Source organism: Desulfogranum japonicum DSM 18378 (genome assembly GCF_000429945.1).
Lineage (GTDB): Bacteria > Desulfobacterota > Desulfobulbia > Desulfobulbales > Desulfobulbaceae > Desulfogranum > Desulfogranum japonicum.
Map to the genome: position 1 here is coordinate 173,388 of NZ_AUCV01000002.1, position 25,077 is coordinate 198,464.

General features: G+C 44.3%; 17 protein-coding genes. 7 read left to right on the forward strand and 10 right to left on the reverse strand.

Going from position 1 to position 25,077, the window contains the following annotated elements; all coding sequences use genetic code 11:
- Positions 1-80 precede the first annotated feature (80 nt).
- From G493_RS0102765 to G493_RS0102775, 3 genes are all read left to right on the forward strand, one after another.
- Complete coding sequence (locus G493_RS0102765; RefSeq protein ID WP_028579142.1) at positions 81-1,214, forward strand: ABC transporter substrate-binding protein; 1,134 nt, start codon at positions 81-83, stop codon at positions 1,212-1,214.
- Positions 1,215-1,459: 245 nt separating this feature from the next.
- Positions 1,460-3,769, forward strand: a complete 2,310-nt coding sequence (locus G493_RS31710; RefSeq protein ID WP_161629782.1) for a hybrid sensor histidine kinase/response regulator — start codon at positions 1,460-1,462, stop codon at positions 3,767-3,769.
- Entirely contained in the window at positions 3,766-6,144 is a 2,379-nt protein-coding gene (locus G493_RS0102775; protein WP_028579143.1) for an SLC13 family permease, read from the forward strand. Before G493_RS31710 ends, G493_RS0102775 begins: the two co-directional genes overlap by 4 nt.
- Positions 6,145-6,185: 41 nt before the next feature.
- Here the strand turns inward: G493_RS0102775 and gmhB are convergent, their stop codons facing one another.
- The 7 genes from gmhB to G493_RS0102810 all read right to left on the reverse strand — a co-directional run bounded on the left by gmhB (position 6,186) and on the right by G493_RS0102810 (position 12,255).
- A complete protein-coding gene (gmhB, locus tag G493_RS0102780; RefSeq protein ID WP_028579144.1) occupies positions 6,186-6,782 on the reverse strand; it encodes a D-glycero-beta-D-manno-heptose 1,7-bisphosphate 7-phosphatase in 597 nt (198 codons plus the stop codon).
- Between the two features lie 19 nt (positions 6,783-6,801).
- Entirely contained in the window at positions 6,802-7,851 is a 1,050-nt protein-coding gene (waaF, locus tag G493_RS0102785) for a lipopolysaccharide heptosyltransferase II (protein WP_028579145.1), read from the reverse strand.
- Positions 7,848-9,611 carry a YcaO-like family protein gene (locus G493_RS0102790; protein ID WP_028579146.1) on the reverse strand — a complete coding sequence of 588 codons (1,764 nt, stop codon included), beginning with the start codon at positions 9,609-9,611 and terminating at the stop codon, positions 7,848-7,850. Before G493_RS0102790 ends, waaF begins: the two co-directional genes overlap by 4 nt.
- A 198-nt stretch (positions 9,612-9,809) precedes the next feature.
- Positions 9,810-10,319 carry a tRNA (adenosine(37)-N6)-threonylcarbamoyltransferase complex ATPase subunit type 1 TsaE gene (gene tsaE / locus G493_RS0102795; protein WP_161629783.1) on the reverse strand — a complete coding sequence of 170 codons (510 nt, stop codon included), beginning with the start codon at positions 10,317-10,319 and terminating at the stop codon, positions 9,810-9,812.
- Between the two features lie 335 nt (positions 10,320-10,654).
- Positions 10,655-11,128 carry a 23S rRNA (pseudouridine(1915)-N(3))-methyltransferase RlmH gene (locus G493_RS0102800; RefSeq protein ID WP_028579148.1) on the reverse strand — a complete coding sequence of 158 codons (474 nt, stop codon included), beginning with the start codon at positions 11,126-11,128 and terminating at the stop codon, positions 10,655-10,657.
- On the reverse strand, positions 11,125-11,547 hold the full coding sequence (locus tag G493_RS0102805; RefSeq protein ID WP_028579149.1) for a YkgJ family cysteine cluster protein: 423 nt from the start codon (positions 11,545-11,547) through the stop codon (positions 11,125-11,127). Before G493_RS0102805 ends, G493_RS0102800 begins: the two co-directional genes overlap by 4 nt.
- Before the next feature lie 156 nt (positions 11,548-11,703).
- Positions 11,704-12,255: a YqgE/AlgH family protein gene (locus tag G493_RS0102810; protein WP_028579150.1), complete on the reverse strand. Its 552-nt coding sequence runs from the start codon at positions 12,253-12,255 to the stop codon at positions 11,704-11,706.
- A gap of 422 nt (positions 12,256-12,677) precedes the next feature.
- On the opposite strand from G493_RS0102810, the gene G493_RS27535 reads away from it, so the two are divergent.
- A complete protein-coding gene (locus G493_RS27535; RefSeq protein ID WP_035273293.1) occupies positions 12,678-12,899 on the forward strand; it encodes a hypothetical protein in 222 nt (73 codons plus the stop codon).
- Between the two features lie 72 nt (positions 12,900-12,971).
- Here the strand turns inward: G493_RS27535 and G493_RS0102820 are convergent, their stop codons facing one another.
- Entirely contained in the window at positions 12,972-14,834 is a 1,863-nt protein-coding gene (locus G493_RS0102820) for a two-component system sensor histidine kinase NtrB (RefSeq protein ID WP_028579151.1), read from the reverse strand.
- A 662-nt stretch (positions 14,835-15,496) separates the two neighbouring features.
- Between G493_RS0102820 and G493_RS0102825 the strand changes: the two genes are divergently transcribed.
- Positions 15,497-15,931 carry a hypothetical protein gene (locus G493_RS0102825; RefSeq protein ID WP_028579152.1) on the forward strand — a complete coding sequence of 145 codons (435 nt, stop codon included), beginning with the start codon at positions 15,497-15,499 and terminating at the stop codon, positions 15,929-15,931.
- 183 nt (positions 15,932-16,114) lie between these two features.
- Complete coding sequence (locus G493_RS0102835) at positions 16,115-16,891, forward strand: OmpW family outer membrane protein (RefSeq protein ID WP_028579153.1); 777 nt, start codon at positions 16,115-16,117, stop codon at positions 16,889-16,891.
- Between the two features lie 220 nt (positions 16,892-17,111).
- On the opposite strand, the gene priA is transcribed toward G493_RS0102835, so the two are convergent.
- Positions 17,112-19,613, reverse strand: a complete 2,502-nt coding sequence (gene priA, locus G493_RS0102845; RefSeq protein ID WP_028579154.1) for a replication restart helicase PriA — start codon at positions 19,611-19,613, stop codon at positions 17,112-17,114.
- Positions 19,614-19,832: 219 nt separating this feature from the next.
- Positions 19,833-20,699, reverse strand: a complete 867-nt coding sequence (gene galU, locus G493_RS0102850) for a UTP--glucose-1-phosphate uridylyltransferase GalU (protein WP_028579155.1) — start codon at positions 20,697-20,699, stop codon at positions 19,833-19,835.
- 602 nt (positions 20,700-21,301) lie between these two features.
- Here galU and hrpA point away from each other — a divergent pair.
- Positions 21,302-25,051: an ATP-dependent RNA helicase HrpA gene (gene hrpA / locus G493_RS0102855; protein ID WP_035273298.1), complete on the forward strand. Its 3,750-nt coding sequence runs from the start codon at positions 21,302-21,304 to the stop codon at positions 25,049-25,051.
- Positions 25,052-25,077 lie beyond the last annotated feature (26 nt).

Consider the following 25,077-nt stretch of genomic DNA (forward strand, 5'->3'; position numbering starts at 1 on the left):
TTTCAATGAATCCTCGCATATGCTAATTTGAGGGTAGTTACTTCTACCAATCCTCTCAAAATGCACGAGGAGGGCCTGCGGTGCTTAGGAAAACTCTATATGTTTTGCTTGTTCTCAATATTGTTACAACATGCATTACCTTACAGGGATGCAGGAACAGGCAAGATGATATTCCTGTGCTTCGACTTGGCTACGCTCCCCACGATCACCATTCTCCTCTTTATATAGCAGCCTCTAATCCCCAATACTTCAGGGACAATGGTGGTATCTTTCTGGAAGAGGTTGTCAAGAAAGAGAAATATTTCCTTGTTGCACATGAAAAACGTATTGCCGAAATCATCATCAAAAGCAGTACCGGTGGTAAAGAAATTATCAGGAAACTGATCGAAGGCCAGTATGATTTCTCCTTTGGTGGAGTACCTGCCGTGCTCCATTTTATCGATGCAGGAGCTGACATCTCCATAATTTCTCCGGTAATGGCGGAAGGTGCCGGCTTTGTGGTCGCCAAGGATCTCCCAGTTTCCAACTGGCAGGAATTTATTGCATTCGTTCGTGCCCACCCGACCACATTACGAATTGGTTACAAAATTGATGTCTCCGTACATAACCTGATTTTTGAATTTGCCCTGCAGGATGAAAATATTGCTTTTCAAAAAAACAGAGAACATGCACAAGGGAAAATACGTATACTCAACCTTCACGGAGCCCAAAACCTTATACCTGCCCTGGAAAACCGCCTGATTGACGGCTTTGTTGTTAATCAACCCTATCCTGCGCTTGCAGAGACCTCGGGTGTAGGAAAAATCCTGGCACAACTGCGGGACCTTCCCCCCGAAGGAAGGTGGCACGGGCACCCCTGTTGCGCCCTTGCTGCAAGCAATGCATTTATTCAAGATAATCACGCAGTCTCAACCGCTCTCACGGCTTTGCTCATGCGGGCCAACCAGTTTATAACCAGGGACCCTGCTCTCAGCCAGGAACAGATTGCCCAATGGTTGAACCTGCCCATAGAAGTAGAAAAACGATCACTTCCGACCATTCTCTTCACATCTGAATTAGATAATCAATGGCATGAGGGAGTGGATTTCTGGATACATGCTATGATGGACAAAGGCAAGCTGCAGAACAAAGTCAAAGAAGCAGTAATGCACAAACGGTTGCAGGAAGTAGTCTACCGACTGGATATCTACACTGAAGCCCGGGATATGCTATAATGCGCTGGTCTCTGAACTCTAAACTTTTTTGTTTATTCCTTCCCTTAACCATAGTTTCCCTTGTCTTTGGTTTTATTGTCTTCAACAGCCTTACACAAATTGAAAAAGACAACAGACATATCCGTGAGTTCAAATCTTTTCAAATCCAACTCAAGTCTTTAGAGACATGGCAAAAAAAACTCATAAATCACCAAGCCAGCCTACAGAAAGAAACATTCCTTCAGGAAATCAGCATAACAAAGCAAATGGCGGAGAAACTGGTAGATCTGCCCCTTGAGCTGAACAGGGAAACGGCAAACAAACTGAATGGCTTCTCCGAATTGTTTGAAGTTTTTTCAAATTCTTACATTGAGCTCTTTGAACTGTATCAGCAAGATGCGGCAATACCCCAAAAAAGCGCATCTTACCTACGCAATATTCAACAGATCAGTGCGCAATCCGCCTATACATCGACTGATTCGACGAATAATAAATTGCCACTGCTCATATCTCATCTAATATTTACTTTTCGCAATCTGCTGATTCGAGTACACCACGAAAATGACATCACCGCCATAAAGGACGGTAAGGAATTCCTTCCTGACATACTCGAAGAAATTAACGATTCACAGGTTGCCACCCTGTCCTATCAACTTTTTGATATTCTGGAGGAAGATTATGTAAGACATCTGGAGATACAGGATAGAGAAGCCTTTCTTTCAGAAACGACCCAGTATGTGTTTACTACAGCCAATGAAATAGCCGATGAAATCCTCGACGGTCTTGATCAGACCAAGCGGTATTCCCGGATTCTTATCCTGATTACAGTAGGTGGAGCCATTTGTCTCAACCTATTTTGCTGGTTGGTTGCTTCCCGCTATATTGCCACCTTTCTCGGTATACAGAAAAAAGCAATCCAGTCCATTGAAAGTGGCAACTATCAGCTGGAACTTGGTCCTCTTCCCAAAGATGAAATCGGGGATCTGTCCAGCACCATGATTGCAATGGCCGCACGCCTAGAAGAAAGTCTGAGCCAGCTGACATCTTCAGAGAAACGCCACCGTAACCTGGTTGAAAATCTCAACGATCTTCTCTGGGAAACTGATACAGAGCACCGGATTACTTTTACCAACGCAGCAGCAGAGTCAATACTTGGCTACAGTCCTGAAGAACTTGTAAATGTCCCTATTACAGATCTGATTATACACACCGATGATCCTCATACACAGAGGGCTCACGAGTATTTCTCCCGTGCTGAATCCTTTCAAGGTACGTTTTCCTTTAAACATAAGAGCGGTAACACTGTGCTCATAGAAGTGGATGCCCGGGCCATATATCACCAAGGAGATTTCCTTGGTTTTCGTGGTCTGGGAATGAATATCACTGAAAAAAATCTCCTGGAACAGCAGTTACGGCAGTCTCAAAAATTGGAATCCATTGGCAGACTGGCCGGAGGAATCGCCCATGATTACAACAATATGCTGAGTGTAATCATCGGTTACAGTGAGTTATCCCTTGATGATCTCCCAGAGGATCATGAAGTGCATGATAATATAAAAGAAATTCACGCTGCAGCTCTACGTTCCATGGAAATTACCCGACAACTCCTTGCCTTTGCCAGGAAACAGACTATTTCACCGGAAATATTGGACATTAATAAGGTGATCTCAGGCATGACCAAAATGCTTCAGCGTCTCATTGGAGAAAACATAACTCTCGCATGGATACCGGAGCAAGATGTCTGGTCCATCAAGATGGATCCTTCCCAGATTGACCAGATCCTCGCCAATCTTTGTATCAATGCCCGCGATGCTATTCAAGATATAGGTACGATTACCATTGCGACCAAAAATGTCCGCATTGACAGCATAATAAAATATGGCACTTTTACCCTTAACAAAGGGCATTATATCATGCTGACAGTGAGTGATACGGGCTGCGGAATGGATTCAGTAGTGAAGAGCAAGCTTTTTGAACCGTTCTTTTCCACAAAAGGAGAACAGGGAACAGGCCTTGGCCTTGCCACAGTATACGGAATAGTCAAACAAAACCAGGGGTTCGTTCATGTATACAGTGAACTTGGCAAAGGCACCGTGTTCAAAGTGTACATCCCAAGATTTGAACGGCAGGATGACTGGCCTGAATCAGAAGCTTCACTTGAGTTGGCCATACCTTTGGGCAGGGGAGAAAAAATTCTACTGGTCGAAGATGAGCAGGCAATAACCGGTGTGGTGGAAAACATGCTGAAGAAATTGAATTACGTACCCATAATAGCAAATTCTCCAGAGCAGGCTCTCTCTCTTGCATCAGTCTACAACGACTTTGATCTCCTTATAACAGATGTTATAATGCCGCATATGAACGGCAGGGAACTTGCTGAAAAAATTCTCCAAAGCCACAGGCACATCAAAACATTATACATGTCCGGATATACTGCGGATATAATCGCCAATCAAGGGGTTCTGCATGAAGGAATTCATTTCATTCAAAAGCCTTTCAGCAAGGGCGAACTTGCCATGAAAATTCAGACAATGCTGCAACCCACCCTGTCAAATTCTGACAAAAAATCTCAATGAGCCTGGAAATACTACTTGTTCTCATCATATTGATGATAGTAATCATTGTACTTATCACCGAGGTTATGCCCCTTGAAGTGCTGGCCCTTCTGGTTCTGGGAACATTGGCTATTACCGGCCTGGTAAATCCCACAGAGGCTTTGGCAGGATTCAGTAACCCAGCAGTTGTAACTATCTGGGCTGTCTTTATTCTCAGCGGAGGACTCACCCGTACCGGTATTGCCAATATTCTCGGACGAAATCTTTTGAAGGTGGTCGGTACAGGCATTTCACGACTTATCATTTCTATAATGCTACTTTCCGGCATCCTGTCCGCCTTTATGAATAATGTTGCGGTAGCTGCTCTTATGCTGCCGGTTGTTATGGATATATCCAGGAAAACAGGTAAGTCTCCTTCCATCCTGTTGATGCCGCTGGCCTATGGATCACTGCTTGGTGGCGTCACAACCATGATAGGTACTCCTCCCAACATTCTGGTCAGTGAAGCATTACGTGCCAATGGTCTTGTGCCATTCGGACTTTTCGATTTCACCCCGGTGGGAATACTTGTAATGATTTTCGGCATGTTGTTTGTCACCTTCATAGGAAGACATTTTTTACCACAGCAGACACTTCTCGATTCAGATAAAAACGAGGAAAATCTCATCATACAACAATATCGGATTCAGGAGCGACTATTCAAAATCTATATCCCAAAAAAATCAGCTCTGGTTGGCCATACACTGGCTTCAAGTCATCTCGGTTCTGGATTTGGTTTGAATGTCATTGGCATCAGCCGTGATCGCCAGACTTTCCTTGCACCTGATCCATTTGAGAAAATTAAAGGTAATGATGAACTGATTGTTGAGGGACGCCTGGATCGAATTCAGGAAATGAACAACTGGGGACAACTGTTATCAGAGGATATTTCTCTGCAGACAAACATGCTGCAATGTTTTGACATGCAAGTGGCAGAGGTACAGATTACAGAAAACAATCCATGGGTTGGCAAAACGATTTCCACCCTGAACTTTCGCAATCGGTATGGAGTAAACGTACTGGAAATTTTGCGTTTTGACCGTAAAGTCAACATCCGTATCAAAGCAGAGGAAATTGTTGCCGGAGACATACTGGTCCTACATGGACCAATAGACAACATTAACAAGCTGCACAACAGAGAAGGTGTGGCATCTCCCGTTATTCTCGAAAAAGATATTGTAGAGCAAAAATACGAACACGATAACAACATTCGTTTGTTCAGTGTCCCGGACACTTCACGCCTGCTTGGTATGACGATTTCCGATAGTTGTCTGGGTGACGCCCTGGATATACAGATTCTCGCCATTGTCAGAGAAGACAACAGCGCAGTTATACCGGCTTCAGATGTAATGTTTGAACCAGGCGACAGACTGCTGGTTTCTGGAATGTGCGATCTGGTTGGAGCTGTTCTCCTGCAGGGACTTGAAGCGGTTTTCGAGCATAATCAGTCAACGATAGATGATTTTTCCCTTCTGCAGAGTGACAAGGTAGGCTTTGTGGAAGTAATCCTTTCTCCCCATTCAACTCTCGCAGGCCAGTCATTACAACAAATCAGCTTCCGTGAAAAATTCGGACTGACAGTCCTGGCCGTATTAAGAAAAGGAAAAATTACCCGCTCAGGGTTACGAGATTTCCAACTGCAGCTTGGCGACGCCATGTTAGTTTTTGGAGAATGGAAAAAATTGCACGCCCTTTCCCAAAACCCTGACTTTGTCATTTTAACCGAAAAAATGCAGGAAATAGCCCGGGAAGAAAAAGCGTCAACTGCACTTGCTATTATGACGTTTGTACTGCTTCCGGTTATATTTGGTTGGGTGCCAATCTATATTGCCGTAGTTGTAGGAGCTGCATTCATGGTCCTGACGAAGTGCCTGACCATGGAAGAAGCCTACCGTTATATTGAGTGGAAGGCTGTGTTTCTGATTGCGGGAATGCTGCCGCTTGGAACGGCACTTGATAAATCGGGAGCCGCCGCCTTGGCTGCGGAAAAGGTAATTACCGTATTTGGATCATTTGGCCCGTATGGTGTGCTCCTGGGAATACTCAGTATCACATTCCTGGCAACCAGTATAATCCCCACTGCAGCATTAGTGGTTCTTATGGTCCCGATTGCGCTTAAAATTTCTGTGAGCCTCGGAATGTCTCCCTATCCCTTCATGATGGGAATCGCCATGGCCGCGTCTTCCAGTTTTACATCACCAATTTCTCATCCTGCCAATGTACTGGTCATGGGCCCCGGGGGATATAAATTCATGGATTACGTAAAAATTGGCGTTCCCCTGACGCTGGGAATATTGGTCCTGCTGATGGCGATTATTCCATTTTACTGGCCGTTTACTGGAGAGATTTCAAGCTAGTGCCTGTCCAGAAATACCTTTTTACCCGAGGGACTCAGCTTTTATACGCTCTGTTTCAGTGACGCTATAATCCATCGTACTGCTGCCAAAAGATTCTCAGCAATATAGTCTGGCTGTATGCTCTGTCCCGGCCCGATATATTGGGCATCTCCCTTTCCGTATCCTGTGAGCACTAATATTGGGGCTGCCCCCACTGCTGCTCCGCACCGAATATCTGACCATCGATCTCCCACTACAAAAGAGCGTTTCAAATCTATGTTGAAATCTTCAGCAGCCTGTTCCAGCAATCCGGGTTTAGGCTTTCTGCAGTTACAGTCTTCCCTGTATTGTCGTTCCTTGGCCTCCGGGTGGTGCGGACAGATATAAATACCATCAACATGAGCACCCTGTTCTGCCAGTTCAACAGCCATCTTTGCATGAACCTCATCGAGCAGTGTAGCTGGAAAGTATCCTCTTGCAAGGCCTGACTGATTGGTGACGATGATGACCGGTATTTCTTCCTGATTCAATAAGGCGATGGCTTTGGCCACGTCAGGTAAAAGTATAAAACGGCTGATATGGTTAATATATCCCATTTGCTCATTGATGGTTCCATCTCTATCAAGGAAAACAGCCGGTTTTTGCTCACTCTTTTTCATAAGGCCTCTGCTCCTGTGATCAATGAAGAAGTTCTTGTATAGCTACCAGCACCTCTTCTGAAGAAATGGATCTCAAGCAATTCAGGTGTTGTTTGGGGCAGTCTGTTTTTTTACAGGGACTGCAGGGAAGATCTTTGCGAATAATCTTTGCACGTTCTGAAAAAGGACCTGTGGCAATATGGTCTGTAGAACCAAATATAGCAACCAGAGGCGTATCCAGAGCTGCAGCTACATGCATGAGACCGGAATCATTGGTCACAAAAGCGGAACAGCATTGTATGAGTGCAATGGCTTCTATCAATTGCGTTTTTCCGGTAAAATCCAGAATACGATCTGGCTCAGGTACAGAGTCTCCAATCAAAGAGGCTGTAGCCTGATCTGCTTCAGTTCCGAAAACTGCAATATCCGCATCCATTTCCATACAGATACGTCTGGCAAGGTCGGCAAACTGTTTCGCGGGCCACCGTTTTGCGGGACCGTATGCGGCTCCCGGGTTAAACCCTATAAGGGGACGCTGAGCTTGTGCAGTAGTCAGCTGCAGTAAACGCTGCCTGGCTTTCTGCTGAATTTCTTCAGGTACAAACATTTCCAGCTTATTTTCAGATGGCTTCAACCCCAGCCCTTGCACCATTTCCTGATAATAGTGCACCTGGTGCTTCAAGCCGATATCAGGCGCCTTTTTTACACCATGGGAAAGTAAAAGTCCACGGGCATCTGTTGTATAGCCTCCGCGAACAGGGATTCCTGCAATACAGCTTATCAAAGCTGCTTCAAAAGCATTTTGCAAAAGAATAGCGCAATCAAACTGCTCCCTGGCTAACTCCCTTCCAAGCTTCCATTTACCCTTTAGTCCATTGTGTCGTCCATTCCGGTCATAATACAACAGGTTATCAATCCTGGGGCTATATTTAAACACATCCGCAACCCAGGGAAGGACAAGCATACTTATTTCACTCTCTGGGAAGTTCTCACGAATGCTACGAACGGCAGGAGTGGTCATTACCGCATCACCTATCCAATTGGTGGAGCGAATGAGTATCCGCTTGGGATTTGCAGGAAACGCCTTCATGCCTCCCCTCTTTCAGCTCTGTTCATGAGTAATGTCTCAAGGCGCTCAAGTGCAAATGCAATGTGTGGGTCCAGGCCGAGAGCTACCTGATATTCTTCAATTGCTTCTTCCAACTGCCCTGTTTTTTCAAGGTTCAATGCAAGATTGGCATGATCTATGGCTGAGACAGGATTTAAAACAACGGCCCTGCGAAAATGTTGCACAGCTTTCTCATATTGATCGGTTTTGAAATAGCACACGCCTAGAATATTATGCATATCAGGCCGTTCTTCGTCATAACTAAGACCCTGCTGTATGTTTTCTATGGCCAGATCAAATTGTTCCAAATCTCGCTGGCAGCAGCCAAGATATGAATAGATGTATGGAATATCTTCTTGATTCGGAGACAGGGCAAGGGATTGGGTGAACAAATCAAGGGCCAGGCTGCAATCGCCCTGTTCATACGCAAATTTCCCCCTATAGAAAGCTAGATAGTAGCTATCTTTAATGTAGTTTTGCATATCTTTGAGTTTATCCTCAAGAATACTTCCCTCAAGAAGTTGAGTGGCGAGCTTGGCGGCAAATAACGATGCACTTCCACCCATTGCACGTTCCCTGAAATGTGCTCCGGGAATAATGGTATAAATCGCCGGGATCTGCAGCAGCGGATGCATGGTATTGATCAGGTATATATCCGATCCCATTTTACGTACAGCCTGTAGATACTGCTGAATTTCAACAAACATGTCATCATCTGCAAGACAAACCATTTCTTCCACTGTCGTTGTTTTATCCGGATGAACCACATGTTCAACTTCATCCAGTGAAAGTGGCTTTGGAAGTCCACTGGCCACATAATTGGAACCGGTTTCAAAATCTCCGGCCAATTGCGCAACCTCAGTCAAGGCACGAATAAGTGCTTTATTGGGATCTGGGGTGGTTCCTGCAGTATAGACGATTTCGCTTTTATCTGGAAACGTCTTGGGATCCCATGCCAGTGCGGCAACGGTTGGGATTCCTGTATCCAGGGTAAAATCATTAAGGTAGAGTTCAATGCCCTGTGATCTGAATTTTTGAATCAGTTCCCTGGCTACAGGTTCCTGGATACTATTTTGATCAATGGCAGGAGTTGCTAATTTATCCCGGCTCACAAGAGCACAAACGTGGCGCTCAATAAGTTCAGAAACTCCCTGAAGAACAGCTTCTTCAAAAGTATTGCCTGCAGAAGGCCCGTTAAATTCATTGATGGCATAAAACCAACTGAAAGGGATCAGCACAGACGCATTATCAGACAATCTTGTAGCCCAGGTCCATTGCATTGGCAGCCCATGGAGAAGCCGGTCAAAAACCTCAGGAGTAAGACTGTGGTCATGCACCGATGCCAGGAGTATTTTCTGATCAAGCACTGGATATCCCATGCTGATCATCTCAGCATAGTCTCCAACTAGAAAATTATCATCATTCCTGATAAAGCTGAAAAAACTATAGCGTTCTGCAAGTTCCATGCAGGCACTGGCCTGGGATTGTTCAGGAGTTGATCCTTTACCCATCTGTTTTTTGTTGCCAATTACAGCAGAGGCTTCCTCCCCACAAACACTGAAATATACGGGAATATCAAGACGGCCTGTGTCAATACGTTTTACTTCTTTGAGAATATCAAGTCCGGTCTCTTTAAGACGTTCCTTGAAACGTGTAACTGTCTGCTCTGGCGAGCAGAACTTATCTTGATCATGGGTATATTGCTTTCGGCACGATTGCAGACGAATACTTTTCTTTTGCATTGTAGAACTGTAATGAAACACTAACGGTTATTTGATTTGATTAAGACAGAGAGAAGGATATGCGTCCAAGAGCAAACTTATCAAGGCAAAATAGTCTCCTCACGTTTTTAGGAATCAGTCTCGATCCTACGTGTGGAGCAATTCATACACTTACCGTCCCAGGAGGGCAAGTGTTTTGCACATTGAGCAGGAGAAAGATCACAAATTTTGAAACTCGGCGCAGAGTTTTCTGAGTTGCGGAATTCTTTCTATCCAGTCAGGCCCGTGGGGCTGCAAATATATTTTTCTGTTTGCTGGTTCAGCTTCGACCAGGGTCACATTGAGGTGATTCTCAGGACACGCCCTCCCAAGCCGGTCGGGCCACTCAATAATACAAGCACCTTTTTCATTGAAATAATCAAGCAAACCAGCAGCCTCCACATCATCTGCATCGTTCAGACGATAGAGGTCCATATGGTATATAGACATATTTACACCTTCATATTCATGCATCAACGCATATGAAGGGCTGGAAACATACTGATCATCGCTTATGCCGAGGCCAAGGGCCATGCACTGCACCAAAGTGGTCTTACCTGTGCCCAATTCACCATGCAGAAGCAAAACATCGCCTGATTTTATGTACACAGCCAGTTTTTCGCCAAAACGACAAAGCTGATGCAAAGGTAGCGGGAGGGTCTCAAATCGATAATGTTGTGTAGTATCCACTGTTTTCACAGGCAAAATTCTTTTTTGAAGCTCTCAGCATTGGTACATAAAAAACATGCATACTCAATGAGTAGGAGCTACGACGTAACTAAATGAAATAATACAGAGTGATCAAAATCGCTATCAACGGGCGGCCCATTCTTCCTTTGACACTATACGTGTTAAAAAGGTTCCATGACGCAAACGTGTTGTATAATGCAACAGACCGTTTGCCGAAGTCAGCTACTGCCTGCTATTAATACATCAAAAAAAAACTTGTCAACAACTTAAATGGCCTTTTCAATACAGCGAATTTGTCATACCAAATAACACAACAAGTCCTGCTCATATTCAGGTTATTTATGATATTTATGACCACCCAATATGGTATAGGCACGATAGAGTTGCTCGAGCAGTATCAATCTTGTCATCTCATGGGTAAATGTTAAAGCAGAAAGAGAAATAACCTTATCACTCTGTTGTAGAACCGAGCTATGTAATCCTAAATGCCCTCCGATGAGCCAGGTAACCGTTCCTGTTCCCTGATTTTGCCATTGCTGTAGCAAGGCAGCCAGGGCTGGAGAATCTATGGTTGCACCCAGAGGATCAAGTGCAACCACAGCTGTGCTTCCACTGGCAGGTATTCTTTCCAGAAGGAGACCAGCTTCAATCTGCTTTACCTTATCTTCACTTGCTTGCCGATCTTTTACTGTCCGTATTACAGGCACTGTCACCGGGCTGTAATGACGCAACCGTTTCAGGTATTCGTCAATACCGGTTTGAAGAAATTTCTCTTTGGTTTTCCCCAGAAAAGGAATAATTATCTTCATCCTTCAGCAGTGGCCTTCTTTTGCAGAATAAGTTCCAGTTTTTTACAAAATTCTTCGTAACTGATTTCTTTGTTAAGGCCTGGACATGACTCGGTAATAGTCAGATAATTATTGTGATCATGAAGCATGCTGGGGTGAAGCGGCCATTCGCGACAGCGTTCAGGACGACCTTCGTGAACGCTGCAACCCTGCAGAACATCATCGTAGAAAATACAATGCCCTTCCACAACTTTCATTTGAACCACATTGCCGGTTACCCGCCAATATCTCTCCCTGGCCTCTTCTTCAGAAAGCCCAAGGGCTGCCGCCATACGTTTTTGGTCGTACGAGGAAAGTGAAACTGTGGTTTCGCCATGGCAACAGAACCCACATCGTGTGCATGTAAAAATAGATGAACTATCCACTTCTTGAGTATCCATTCTTGCTGTTATAAAGGTAGAAGCGACCACCCTTTTACGCCGGGCGCTCGCAAAGTGTTTATTAAGAAAATGATCTAATATCTTTGATAATGAACACAAAAAAAAGCGCTGACTCGATCGGAATCAGCGCTCGTCGTGAACTATTTCCCCACAGTGTCAGGCATATCCTATCATATCACCAAATGAGGAGATGTCTATTCCAAAAGTTTGTGCAGCTTTCTTCCACTTCTGATCATCTGGAGTGTGAAACAATACATCATAATCAGCCGGAACTGTCAACCAGCTATTGTCGATGAGTTCTGATTCCAGCTGGCCAGGTCCCCAGCCGGCATATCCCAGCAAAAAAAGATAATTTTCCGGCCCCTGCCCTCTACTGATATCTTCAAGCAGCCGAGTATCGCGTGAGAGCGAAATAGTAGGGGTTATTTCTAATGAATACCGTTCATGGACTGCAGCGTGGTACAGTATAAACCCTGCATCAAGTTCAACAGGCCCACCTATGTATACAGGTGGAAGTGGTCCTTCCGGTATCGGAAGATTTATCCCGTGGAAAATATCAAACAGGGTGATCTCGTAATTGGGATTATTAACAACTACCCCCATAGCCCCTTCTTCATTATGGGCACACATGTATATGACCTGCTCACTGAACCTGGGATCGGGCATTTGCGGCGTTGAAATCAAAAAGTTACCGGCAAGACTTTCCATACATTTGAATCCTGTTGAAGTTGTCCTTTAACTCACTGTAGCACCATTAAAATGCTCGAGTCAAGTGGAAGCCGTTTCCCCCACTAAAGCATGGGAGGTGCCTCTTACTGTAAAAACAAAGACTCATGATACCCGGACAACAGTATTGTTCCCACAAATTTCCTGTGGTAAGAGACTGGTATCACATATAGCTCGGGGCGCAGCGAGAAAAATTATCCCAGGAGTCTGTTGAAGAATTGCTATATTTTCTCAGATTAAGGCATTTTCAGGAAACAAAGCACAGCCATACAGTCGATATTGCAAGCATTTATTTTCAAAAAATAGCACAAACAAGAGGAAAGAGAGCTTTTCCGACAGACTTCTAGAGAAATATTCTCTTTATGCCCCTTATTATGACCGTTACAGCATTGAGGAGTAATAACATGGGTGATGGCAGCGGACTCTATTCACACGGTGAAAAAATGAAAAAAGTGTTATGCTGGATCAGCGAAATGCAGGAGCTACATCCTGAAATCACCAGAGTAGCCCTTTTACAGCAGGCAGAAATAAAGTTTGACCTGTGTCCGGCTGATTGCGTTTTTCTGGAAAAAAATTTTAGCAAGACTCATACTACAGATTGCAGGTGTGGCGATGGTACCCCTTAATTTGCTGTAGTTGCTCACAGTGCACCTACTCTTTCCGCCAGCTCCATCCTCTTTTTCATTATCAATATAACACTACTGATCACCAAGCTCCCCTTTTCTTCCTGAAACGGGGAGTATAAGGTTCACAAGAGTCCCCTTTCCCTGCTGACTTTCAATTGTAATATCACCATTGTGGTCAGCCATAATTTTCTGCGTAATTGCCAATCCTATTCCGGTACCATGCTTCTTCGTGGTGAAATAGGGATAAAACACCTGATCCAGGGTTTCTTTGTCCATACCTTCACCTGTATCCTGGATGGAGATAACAAGTTTAGGAACTGCGCGAAAAGTAAAGAAGGCTGAAACGTTCAGTTGTCCGCCATCTTCCATTGCCTGCAAACTATTTAAAAAGATATTCATAAACACCTGATTGAGCCTGTCTCGGTCTCCAAGTACCGCTGGCAGATTTTCTTCAACTTCCAACTTGACGTGTACCCCCCTGCTCAAGCACTCCGTCCGTAGAAAATCAAGCGATTTTGTCAATAACGGGCCAATATACAACACTTCTCTGTGCAGGGTCATTGGCCGAGTCAGGCTGAGCATCTCAGTTATGGTGCGATTCATCCTCTCAGTTTCCTGAATCAGCAGATCAGCTGTATCCTGCTCTTTACTACCAGGTGAAAATTTATTTTTGAGCAAGAGAGCCAACCCCTTTATAGAACTCAATGGATTACGGACTTCATGCGCCACCCCTCCCGCCATTTTCCCTATTGCGGCCAAACGTTCATTTTCTCGCATTTTCTGCTCAAGAAGTTTCATTTCAGAGACATCAGAAAGAAGTAATACCTCTCCCATATAACGTTGTTCGCTGTCAAGGATACTGATAGAACGGCAAAAAAGGACAAAATCATTCCCCTGAAAATGCACTGCAAGTTCCCGCTCCTTATGCTCTTTCTCACGTATTTCATCTCTATGCCTGAAAAATAAGGCTATTTCTTCGGGCAAGATATCTTTCGGATATCTGTTTATTGCTTCAGAAGGTTGCAGCCCTGTTATCTCTGCGACCACCTGATTCCAAGTAGCCACTCTGCCCTGTTGATCTGTGGCAATAATACCTACGGGTAGTTTGGCAACCAATAATGAGGTAAAAGCCTGAATCTTATCCAGGGTCCGTTGAGATATTCGATAACCATGGATAATTGAAATGGAAAGCCAGCCGGCAATGCCTACGAGCAGCATGGCAGCGGAAAGCATGATTAACTGTACACGTAGACGTCTTATGGTCTGATCAAAAGCAGCCATATCGAGACCAACGAGAATAAAATAGCGTTTATGTATATCTAGGGGATCGGGCAATGGAGTTATCAAAGGAGGTGATGCCCCCCTCTCCCCCATAAAAAAGCGATTAAAGCGAGGAAGGTTTGGTCTGTTCATTCCTTTTGGCAACATGGGAACAATGGCTGGAAAAGGCCGTATAGCACGAAACATGCGATTCCCCTGCGGAGTGTCGTCTATGGCATAGGAAAGTTCATTGATAAGGGTAACTTCATTTTCCTTTTCGATAAATGGCCGTACCGGTATTTCAGAGCCGACTTTATCGGTATCGCTATGGGCCAGTACTTTTCCTTGTTCATCTATGATTGCCAACTCCAATACATCGTTATCCTCTATGAGATGATCTATTACACGTTGCACATGACTCGACCAGGGTTCACTTTGCCAATACCCTTTACGCAAATCCGCTATAAGGGAAGCACGGGATGCCGAATGAACAACGCGCATTAAGGTGATGGTTTTTTGCAACATGGCGTTGGTCATCAGCCTTTTTTCAAGTCTCAGATTATGAAAAGCGAAAGTAACAACGATAATAATCAGCAGACCGGCAGCTGCAGCAAGCAACCAGGGAGAAGCATAAAGAAAACGTGAACGAATAATGGTACTGATTTTATTTTTCATACAACATCCATAGCAAAAGCTTTTCCTTTTCACCCCATAGCTAACGGATTTGCCTCCACAGTCATGTCAAGGGTCACGGAAAAAATACATTATCCAATCTTGCTTGTCCCTCAACTCGGTAACGTCGTAGCGTCAATGGCTCAAATACGCCCAGTATGAAGCCTTTGAAGCTACGGCGTTATCAAGGCGATATCCTACGTAATTCTTGAATATTTATTATTTTCCGCGATCCTAGAGGCCCCCATATCCTGGCTACCAGTTAAAAACTATACATTTTCTTTGATAGTGCCTGTCCATAAATGAGGATTTTTGCTCAAGCTTAGGTAAGCGTAGACTTCCGAGCATGCGATAAATTCTACCACATACATACACCTAATATTTCGATGATAAAAGACAGTCAATATATATCTTATGCATATCACTAACAAAATAAAGATAACTTAACCTAGAGAGACTGGTGTGTAGATTTTATACAGAGTATAGTTGTTGCCTGTAGAAAAAAGAAACAGTTACAGCTTGGGCATTCACTCTAAAATAGAGTGAATGTAAAAAAAACCATGAAAATTCATAACATTGCGAACTTTTTTCTATTTTGGCATACTCTTCGCATTACGATAAGCGCAACAGGCAACACAACACAGAGTACAACAGGAGATGTGTTTATGAACAAAAAATCAACGGCCAAAAAATTGCTGCTTACAACAATTCTCACCAGTGGCCTTGCATTTGCAATCTCTGAAGCGGCTATTGCTGCCCCAGGCTATCCTGGCAACGCACTGATGCCGTGCCAGGCTCAGCAGATGGCGCCTGAGATGCAGGAAAAGATGGCTAAATTTCTGGAGGAGACCAAAGAGTCTCGAAAAGCTCTTGCGCAAAAACGCGCAGCCATGAGGGCTATCATGCATGCCCAGACTCCTGACCCGGCAATGGCATCTAAAGTCGCGGGTGAGCTTTTTGAATTACGCGAAACATTAAGGCTTAAATCACAGGAATATGGTGTTCCATTCCCGATGTTTGACCATGATCCGGGTAGCATGATGCCCAAAGCAAAGGGTGGTAAACCTATGCCACCTACACCCCCTGAAAACCAGGAGTAACGTCCTTGGTGATATAACCTTTTTTCATCTTAATGTCTTTAATCCCCTGGCAGGTTTTTCCCTCCTTTTTTGCCTGCTGGGGGACCTTTTCTTGTATATCCTTTTTTATCAAAATCATTTTTTCCTTTAATGTTACATAACAATAACTTCGAAGCCATTGCACTATACTGTTCCGCAATCGTAATGACACTTGCTTCCGGAGCAATGGCCGGCAATCACGACGAGGCAAGTAGAGGCGATATAAGCCTGCTTAAAGAGGTATCGTGTACTGAAAAAAGCGCAGTCACCGATACGGAAACTGGAAACACTACTACCCCTGCTGAACCGGATTTGTATGACCGCTATCTCCAGGGTAGACTCGAAATAGGAACTCGGGTTAAATACTCAAAGCTTACAGACTCGAAATCGGGAGATGATGATACCTTTTTAGGTACGATTTACGCTTTGGATGAAATACAGGACTACACTCCTGATAAGCTTTTTATCAGGTATTATTTTACCAACTACTTTGGTATCGAGCTGGCCTACGATAGCATTGAAGCTGAAACCATCGCCCCTTCAGATTTAACAGTAACCAAAACAGACGGTGATGTCAGCTTAGCTGGTCCAACGGTAGCTCTCATAGGCCGCTACCCCAATTCAAGCCAATTTACACCTTATATCTTTATGGGTGTAGGTTTCTACTCAGGTGATTTTGAGGAGGCAGACAACTGGGCTGTAGGTGATAATGGAGTAACCAGGATCATGGAAGTCGATAATGCGGTGGGCGTATCAACGGGAGCAGGATGCGCCTACCGGTTTACCGACCACTTGGCGCTGGATCTTTCCCTGCAATATACTGCCGTAGAAGCTGATGCAACTTTTTACAGATACAAATATGGAACCTGGACCCTTACAAGGTACGGCAGTTTTCCATTGGACAATATTTCAGTTCGTGCTGGTTTTACCTACCAGTTCTAGGAGCCTGTCGGAGAATTGTTATTTTTTCTTAAATTAAGGTATTTTCAGGGAATCAGACACAGTCATATATTGATATTGAGAGCTCTGATTTTCTGAAAACAGCTCAAATATGGGAAAAATGAGCTTACTCCGACATAGGCGCCATCCGTACCAATACAATAAATATCGCTGTCCTTTCGCTCTTCTTTTTTCAAAAGCATGCGTTTTGCACACGCCCTTTCTACATCATATTTTCGGGGTCGATGTCAATGGAGAGCTTAACATTTCCGAGCTTAAGAGAACTTTGATGTTCCTGCAAGGAGTCCACCATCGCATGCAGGATTCTATAATCACTGCTTTTGAGCAGCAATTGCCAGCGATATTGATCTTTTACCTTGGCCAAGGGTGAAGGAGCCGGGCCAAGTTGCTCTATCTGGCCCCCGGTAAAATGTTTCATAAAAAATACATTCACCTTTCTCGCTGCCTTTTCAACCAGCTTCTCATTTTCGCCACTGAATTTTATATTAACAAGTCTGCCAAAAGGTGGAAAATTCAAGAGAGAGCGTATCGGCAATTCTTTATCAACCAACCCTGTATAATCGTGAGCCTGTGCGCAAGTCACTGCATAATGATGGGGCTGATGCGTTTGAATAATTACTGACCCCGGTTTGTCGCCACGCCCTGCCCTGCCTGTAACTTGCGACAAAAGAGAAAAAACTCGCTCAGAGGCCTTATAATCAGGCATGGCAAGACCGGAATCTGCCCAAATGACTCCCACCAGAGTAATGCCTGGGAAATGTAAACCTTTGGCTATCATCTGCGTTCCTACTAAAATATCGATCTGCCCCTGCCTGACAGCAGAAAGCGTTTCCAGATATTTTTTCCTATGGGAAGCGATATCACTATCCAGCCGTGCTATTCGTGCATGGGGAAAAAGCTGCTCTGCTTCCTGTTCTATTCGCTCTGACCCAAGCCCTATCCCGATTACCCGCTCGGAATGACAGGATTGACAAAGTATATTCACAGGTAGGGTAAATCCACAATAATGGCATAATAGCTTCTGCTTTGCGCGATGCCTGGTCATGGAAACCTGGCAATGACGACACTGCACTATACTTCCACAATCCTGACAAATCATAGAAGAGGAATATCCTCTCCTGTTGACAAAAAGCAGTATCTGCTCTCTTCTTTCCAGCGTTGTATTCATAGCTTCAATAAGCTGATCTGAAAAGAAAAGGTCTGGCCTGTTTCTCTTTCCTTTGCTTAAATCGACTATCTGCACCTCTGGCAAGGCTCGACTGCTCACCCTTTTCTCCATGGAGAGCAACGTATATTTTCCACTGGTAGTGTTGGCATAACTGTTAATCGATGGCGTTGCAGATCCCAGAATAACAGGGCATCCCGCCATTTTTGCCCGCATCACCGCGACATCCCTGCCGTGGTATCGTAATCCATCATCCTGTTTGTAGGCCGATTCATGTTCCTCATCCACCACAATGATGCCTACATCGCTAAGAGGTGCAAAAACAGCAGAGCGCGCTCCAAGTGCGACACGGGCACTTCCCTGGCGAAGATGATGCCACTGATCCAACCGTTCCCCAGCAGTCAAACCGCTGTGCAAGAGTGAAAGTTGATCCCCAAATGTCGTATAAAACTGCTCCTCCATCTGAGTAGCCAAAGCTATTTCCGGCACTAGTACCAAAGCGCTTTTACCTGCTTTGAGAGCTTCCTGAACGGCCTGAAGATAAATCTCCGTCTTGCCACTGCCCGTAACACCATGCAAAAGAAAAGGTGCGAATTCACCTTGAGCTATCGCAGGAAGTATCTTCTCAAGAACCCGCCGTTGTTCTTCAGTATGCTGTTGAGTACACGTATTTTTTCTATCAACAGGTTCTCCAAATGGGTTTCGATAGACACGGGATTCTTCCTGGACAAGCAAGTTATTTTCCACCAGGCTTTTTAAATAACGACCACTTTGTTTATATTGTTTTTGTACAGCGCTTTTGGGCACCCATGTACCCAATGAACGGTATAATTCACTGACAATACCAAGCGTTTTCAGCTCTGATGGTTTCAGGGAAAGGCCTGTCTGTTCAACCCATTTCTGCAGTGCTCCATGTTCATTGGAGCTGTCAGTGCTTAAGAGTCCTGCAATGGAATCACTTGGCCCATAAACAACTTGATACTTTTCCTGGGTCCTGGATGTAATTATTTCCGTCTCGAATTGGATAATCTGCTCTTTTTCGAGTTGAGAGAGCAATTTACGACCATTGGAGGATTTCCGTAATCGGGTGATCATCCCATGGGAAAGGTGCCGTGTCTGTTGCAACTGCAAAACCACTTCAGGAAAAGTTTCTTCAACACCTGCAAACGTTGAAAGCTTTTCCTCACAGCCTGGTATTAATTTCGCATAAATACCGCTTTTTGCGGAAGGCGCAGCAGGGAGTGCCGTAAAAAGAACCTCCCCGATCGGGTAATGGTAGTAAGAGGAAAGCCAGCGGTACAACGGAATCAGTTCACGGGGAAACACAGGATCGCCAGAAAGCACCCTTTCAACAGCTTTTACAACAAACCCTTTGTCTTGTTGCTCATCTTCTTCAATACGATCAAGGACATAGCCTGTCACCTTTCGCCGACCAAGGGGAACGAGCACGGCATGCCCTATATCAATGGCAGGCCCGGAATATTTGTATGTTAAGGTATTGGCAATGGGAGCGTTTACTGCAACTTCATAAAATATCATAACCTGAAAACGTACCGGATAGCAGAAGATAAAAAATAGCGTAAAAATTCGAAGTTTCAGGAGAAATCATATTCTCGCATAAAAAATCAGGCTACAACTACAACGGGGTATGGGCGTCTTTTCGGTACACACTTGCTGGCATGACGATCAGGCTTACCGATGCGAAAAGGTAAGCCTGAATGAAATACACGTAACTAACGTTATAACTTTACGTTGCCGTTAACACACGGATCGTAAATGGTCCCGGAATGGTTTGCCCAGCGTGCGATGTTGGAGAGCAAAATCCACAACCGCTTTCAGGTATCCGAGTTTATCACCAGCATCATATCGAACACCATCAAATTCGTAAGCATACATTTCACGTTTATTAGCAAGTGCTTGAAGTGCATCGGTCAATTGAATTTCACCGCCATGCCCTGGTGTGGTTCTGCCAAGGACATCGAATATTTCGGGCATAAGAAGATAGCGGCCTATGATAGCCATATCAGAGGTCGAAGTTCCTGGAGCGGGTTTTTCAACCATTCTGGATACCTTGTGTGCCCGCTCAATATCGATAGCTTCTCCTTCAACAATACCGTATTGATACGTCTGGTCAAGGGGGACTCTCTGTACCGCAACAATGGATTCTCCGACCTGATTATACAAATCGATCATCTGCTTGCAGCAAGGAACATCACTCATCACCAGATCATCGCCAAGGAGCACGAGAAAAGGCTCATCTCCAACCACATTACGTGCCATCCAGATAGCATGTCCGAGCCCAAGAGGTTCTTTTTGACGAACAGAGACAATATCAATAAGATTACTGATATTGGTCAATTCTTCCCTTAGCTGAAATTTATTTTTTTCTTTAAGTACGGTATCCAGTTGAAAATCATAATCAAAATGATTTTCAATGGCGGATTTTCCCTCGCTGGTAATAAGAACGACTTCCTCAATACCTGAAGCTACTACTTCTTCAACGATATATTGGATGGTAGGACGGTCCACAATGGTCATCATTTCTTTTGGAATCGCTTTGGATGCCGGAAGAAAACGGGTACCTAACCCTGCAACAGGAATAACCGCTTTTTTTATTGTCTGCATTTATGCCTCAATGTTTATAGTGTAATTGAAAATCAGAGAGCCTGGACACTCAGTAGCCCAGGCAGCGTCGATGTAACTTTTTTTGACAGCAAACGTAAATTATAACTATAGTTGCTGTTGAGACAGCGACCTTGAACGCTGTCAGTATGAAATACCAATGAACCACATTTCGAAATCACGTCATTTCTTCAAAGTGGCTCATCACTCTGAAAAGATACAGAAATATCTTCAGAGATACAATGTTTATCCGATAACTGACCAATGATTACTTAACCCGTCCAAAAAAAGACTCATGTATCTGAATTGCGACTAATATGCGTAACAGGCATGATCTATTTGAACGTCATCCATGAGCCTGCCAGGAAGAAAAATTTCCGTTCAGACCAGCGCAAAACTATAAAAACTCAGTAAACATACATCTAATACTGCAAAGATATTTTGCCAGGTTAAACAAGAGCATGGACGGAAATAACATTCTCAGACAACCTCACGGGGTGACTGACTATACTCCGCATGAAATCGCTATAGTATAAAACACTGGTTTATTTTGTCACTCGAGAGTATACATTTCACATCATTTTACCCTAAACTCACATTTTTTTATGCGTTTTTCTTATCCCGAAGACCTTCCTATTTGTTCTCACAAAGAAGAAATAATCAAAGCGTTACACACAAACCAGGTTCTAGTCGTTGCCGGCGATACAGGATCCGGCAAGACGACACAACTCCCAAAAATGTGCCTGGAGGCCCTTGGAGAAGGAGAAAATCTTGTCGGATGCACCCAGCCTAGACGCATTGCCACCATATCCGTGGCAGATAGGGTTGCCGAAGAAATGGCTGCACCCGATAAGGTGGGTTACAAAATTCGCTTTCAGGATCGTGTGCCGAATAAAGCCCTTATCAAATTCATGACTGATGGGGTTTTACTCGCAGAAACAAAAAGCGATCCACTCTTAAAAAAATACCAGGTACTCATAATTGATGAAGCCCATGAGCGAAGCCTTAACATCGATTTTCTCCTTGGATACATCAAGAGTCTTCTCAGTAAGAGACCGGATTTAAAACTGGTTATCTCTTCAGCAACCATTGATACTGAAAAATTCAGTGAGCACTTTCATAATGCACCTATCATTAATGTTTCTGGAACATTATTCCCCATACAGACAGTATATGAGGATAATCTAGTTCTTTCAGACGAAGACGACCCTAAGTATGTAGATGCCGCTGTACAGGTAGTGGAACAGCTGTGCAACCAGCCACACGGTGGAGATATTCTTGTCTTCATGCCCACAGAAAGAGATATTTTGGATACCATAGATCAGCTGACTGGTAATCCATCTCTGAAGCACTGTCTGTTTCTTCCTCTTTTTGGACGATTGCAAACTGCAGACCAAAAAAAAGTATTTTATCCATCGAATAAAAGAAAAGTTATAGTTGCCACCAATGTTGCTGAAACCTCTATTACTGTCCCAGGTATCAGCTTTGTTGTTGACACCGGCCTTGCCAGAATAGCTCGCTATAATCCTCGAAGCGGGACAACCAATCTGCAAATATCAAGAGTTTCCAAGGCGAGTTGTGACCAACGAAAGGGGCGGTGCGGTCGAACTGGTCCTGGAACCTGCATACGTCTGTACGCAGAAGAAGATTACAACCAAAGGGATGAATTTACATTACCGGAAATTCAACGATCTAATCTTGCAGAAGTCATCCTGCAGATGGTCAGCCTCCAGCTTGGAGAACCAGAACATTTTCCTTTTGTAGATCCTCCGTCTCCTCGTAGTGTTCATGAGGGATATCGGACCTTGAAAGAACTCGGTGCCATCAATGCTGATGGTAACCTGACCCAGAATGGTCGCTTGATGGCAACACTCCCTTTAGATCCATGTATCAGCCGCATTATCCTTGAAAGTGCCAACCGAAACGCTTTAAGAGAAATAACCGTCATTGCCGCGGCCCTTTCCATACAGGATCCACGGGTAAGGCCGCTTGACCTGGAATTCAAAGCAGATGAAGCACACCGTCAATTTGCGGATAAGCAGTCAGACTTCCTCAGCTTATTGAACATCTGGGATACCCTGTACCAACAAGGTGATAAAATTAGCTGGTCGCGTCTGTCAAAATTCTGCAAACAACATTTTCTTTCCTGGCAAAGAATGCGCGAATGGTTTGATGTTCACGATCAACTGAAAACCATATTGAAATATAGGGGCAATTTTGAATTCAACAAGCAACCTGCAGACTATGCAGGCATACATATTTCTCTGACCAGTGGTTTTCTTCGGAATATCTGCCATAAAAAGGAAAAAAACACATACCTTTCTGCCGGTCAAAAAGAAGTTGTTCTCTTCCCAGGATCAAACCTCTACAACAAAGGCAGTCAATGGGTGGTTGCATCATCTTTTGTTGAAACAACCCAACTGTTTGCCCGCACTGTTGCCCGTATAGATCCAGCATGGTTGGAATCACTCGGTGGAGATCTGTGCAAATATTCCTGGACCGGACCTCACTGGGAAAAAAAGAAAGGCCAAGTTATTGCCACTGAACGGGTTACTCTCTTTGGCTTACCAATTGTTGCTGGAAGAAATGTTAATTACGGACGTATCAACAAACAGAGAGCACAGGAAGCCAAACATATATTTATTCAGGAAGCTTTAATAGGTGACAACCTTGGGGGGAATTATGGTTTTATGGAGCATAACCGTAACCTCCTTGATCATTTTCAGAAAATGGAAGAGCGTGTTCGCAGGCGCGATATACTGGTGGACGAACAATTACTCCATGCTTTTTATGAAAAACGTTTAGGCCTGGTGTACGACCGTTTCACCTTGAACCGTCTCCTGCGACGCAAAAAGAACGATTCTTTTCTGCATCTGCAACAAAAGGATATCTGTCTTAACGCACCGGGAGAGGATGAATTATATCGTTTCCCTGAAAAACTCAGCGTGGGGAGTTTGGCAGTGCCTTTGTACTACCATTTTGAGCCAGGACAGGAACAGGATGGTGTAACAGTCTTGTTACCTGCGCAGAGTGTAGCTCAGATCGATCCTCAGATTTTTGAGTGGCTGGTTCCCGGTCTTTTGCCGGAAAAACTCTTGTTTTTATTAAAGCGTCTTCCCAAACAACAACGTAAAAAACTTGTTCCTCTACCCGACGCTGTGGATCGTCTGTTGGATGGTCTGGATCTCTACAAAGGCTCCCTTTACAGTGAAATAGAAAAAATATTGCTTCGATTTTACCAGATCCAGGTTCATCGGACAGACTGGCAGCCGGAAGCTTTACCGCCACATCTTAAAATGCGTTTTGCCGTTGTGGATGAACAGGGGGAGACGATTCATACCAGCCGTTCATTTGAAGATGTTCAGCAGAAAGCCCATACATCTTCACGTCCAATGGGGTTACCCTCCAAAGCAGATAAACTGCCAGACAAACATGATATCAGCTTGGCCGAACTCCAGGACTTTGCATCTGTTCTTGTACAAAAAAGCAAACGCTCGGGTATGGAGGAGTTATTCTATGCCACCCTGCAATTTGATTCAGTGAAACAGACAATACGGTTTCACTATCTCAACAACCTCGAGGCAAGTCGTCAACAAACCGCCGAAGCTCTCTTGTTCCTCATTGAACAGCACCTTGCAAAGGAGACAAAACAGCTTAAAAAGGAAAGTAAACATCTGGTTGCCACGAATTCAGCCAGTTGGCTTGCCTTGGGTAACAGGCTCTCTGCCTCCCATCTGCAGCAACAAGTCTACCGATATGTACTCAGGCAGGTCGTACCTGTGGAACTTCATGAGATACCATCAGCAGAACAGTTCACAGCTACTCTGGAAAACATTCGTGCAAAAGGGATTGGACGTCTTGCTCAGTCGCATTTTTCAGACATTATCCAAGCCCTTCAGAAACGTAAAAGCGTTATCAAAAGCATCAATGAGTGGAAAGAGCGTGCGCGAAAAAACAAATCGTTTGAGCAGAAACGATTGGAGGAATATCAGCAAACCCTAGAACTAATTCTTCCTGAAGGTTTTCTGGAACGAAGTGATATCCTACCGCTTAAAGAGGTACCTAGATATCTGCAAGGATTGATCACCCGTATTGAACGCGCTGAATTTTCTCCTGCTAAAGACCAAAAAAAGGCAGAACGCTTGGCAAAAGATGAAAATCGCTTACGGCAACTGGAGACGTTTTCAGTACCATCAACTGTTTGTAAACATCATATTCTGCAATACCGCCAAATGGTAGAAGAGTTCCGTATTTCTGTCTTTGCCCCTGAACTCGGCACCCGGATATCTGTCTCAGAAAAAAAACTGACAGCCTACTGGAAGGACCTTGAGGACAGTTGCCGCAGGGTGGAATGAATGCAGCCGACCGCTTGCAAGCGCTC

Excerpts from the sequence above, each read along its gene's own strand:
- G493_RS31710 (WP_161629782.1), top strand. The coding sequence starts at position 1,460 with ATGGCGGAGAAACTGGTAGATCTGCCCCTTGAGCTGAACAGGGAAACG.
- G493_RS0102775 (WP_028579143.1), top strand. The coding sequence starts at position 3,766 with ATGAGCCTGGAAATACTACTTGTTCTCATCATATTGATGATAGTAATC.
- gmhB (WP_028579144.1), bottom strand. The coding sequence starts at position 6,782 with ATGAAAAAGAGTGAGCAAAAACCGGCTGTTTTCCTTGATAGAGATGGA.
- waaF (WP_028579145.1), bottom strand. The coding sequence starts at position 7,851 with ATGAAGGCGTTTCCTGCAAATCCCAAGCGGATACTCATTCGCTCCACC.
- G493_RS0102790 (WP_028579146.1), bottom strand. The coding sequence starts at position 9,611 with ATGCAAAAGAAAAGTATTCGTCTGCAATCGTGCCGAAAGCAATATACC.
- G493_RS0102800 (WP_028579148.1), bottom strand. The coding sequence starts at position 11,128 with ATGAAGATAATTATTCCTTTTCTGGGGAAAACCAAAGAGAAATTTCTT.
- G493_RS0102805 (WP_028579149.1), bottom strand. The coding sequence starts at position 11,547 with ATGGATACTCAAGAAGTGGATAGTTCATCTATTTTTACATGCACACGA.
- G493_RS0102810 (WP_028579150.1), bottom strand. The coding sequence starts at position 12,255 with ATGGAAAGTCTTGCCGGTAACTTTTTGATTTCAACGCCGCAAATGCCC.
- G493_RS27535 (WP_035273293.1), top strand. The coding sequence starts at position 12,678 with ATGGGTGATGGCAGCGGACTCTATTCACACGGTGAAAAAATGAAAAAA.
- G493_RS0102820 (WP_028579151.1), bottom strand. The coding sequence starts at position 14,834 with ATGAAAAATAAAATCAGTACCATTATTCGTTCACGTTTTCTTTATGCT.
- G493_RS0102825 (WP_028579152.1), top strand. The coding sequence starts at position 15,497 with ATGAACAAAAAATCAACGGCCAAAAAATTGCTGCTTACAACAATTCTC.
- G493_RS0102835 (WP_028579153.1), top strand. The coding sequence starts at position 16,115 with ATGACACTTGCTTCCGGAGCAATGGCCGGCAATCACGACGAGGCAAGT.
- priA (WP_028579154.1), bottom strand. The coding sequence starts at position 19,613 with ATGATATTTTATGAAGTTGCAGTAAACGCTCCCATTGCCAATACCTTA.
- galU (WP_028579155.1), bottom strand. The coding sequence starts at position 20,699 with ATGCAGACAATAAAAAAAGCGGTTATTCCTGTTGCAGGGTTAGGTACC.
- hrpA (WP_035273298.1), top strand. The coding sequence starts at position 21,302 with ATGCGTTTTTCTTATCCCGAAGACCTTCCTATTTGTTCTCACAAAGAA.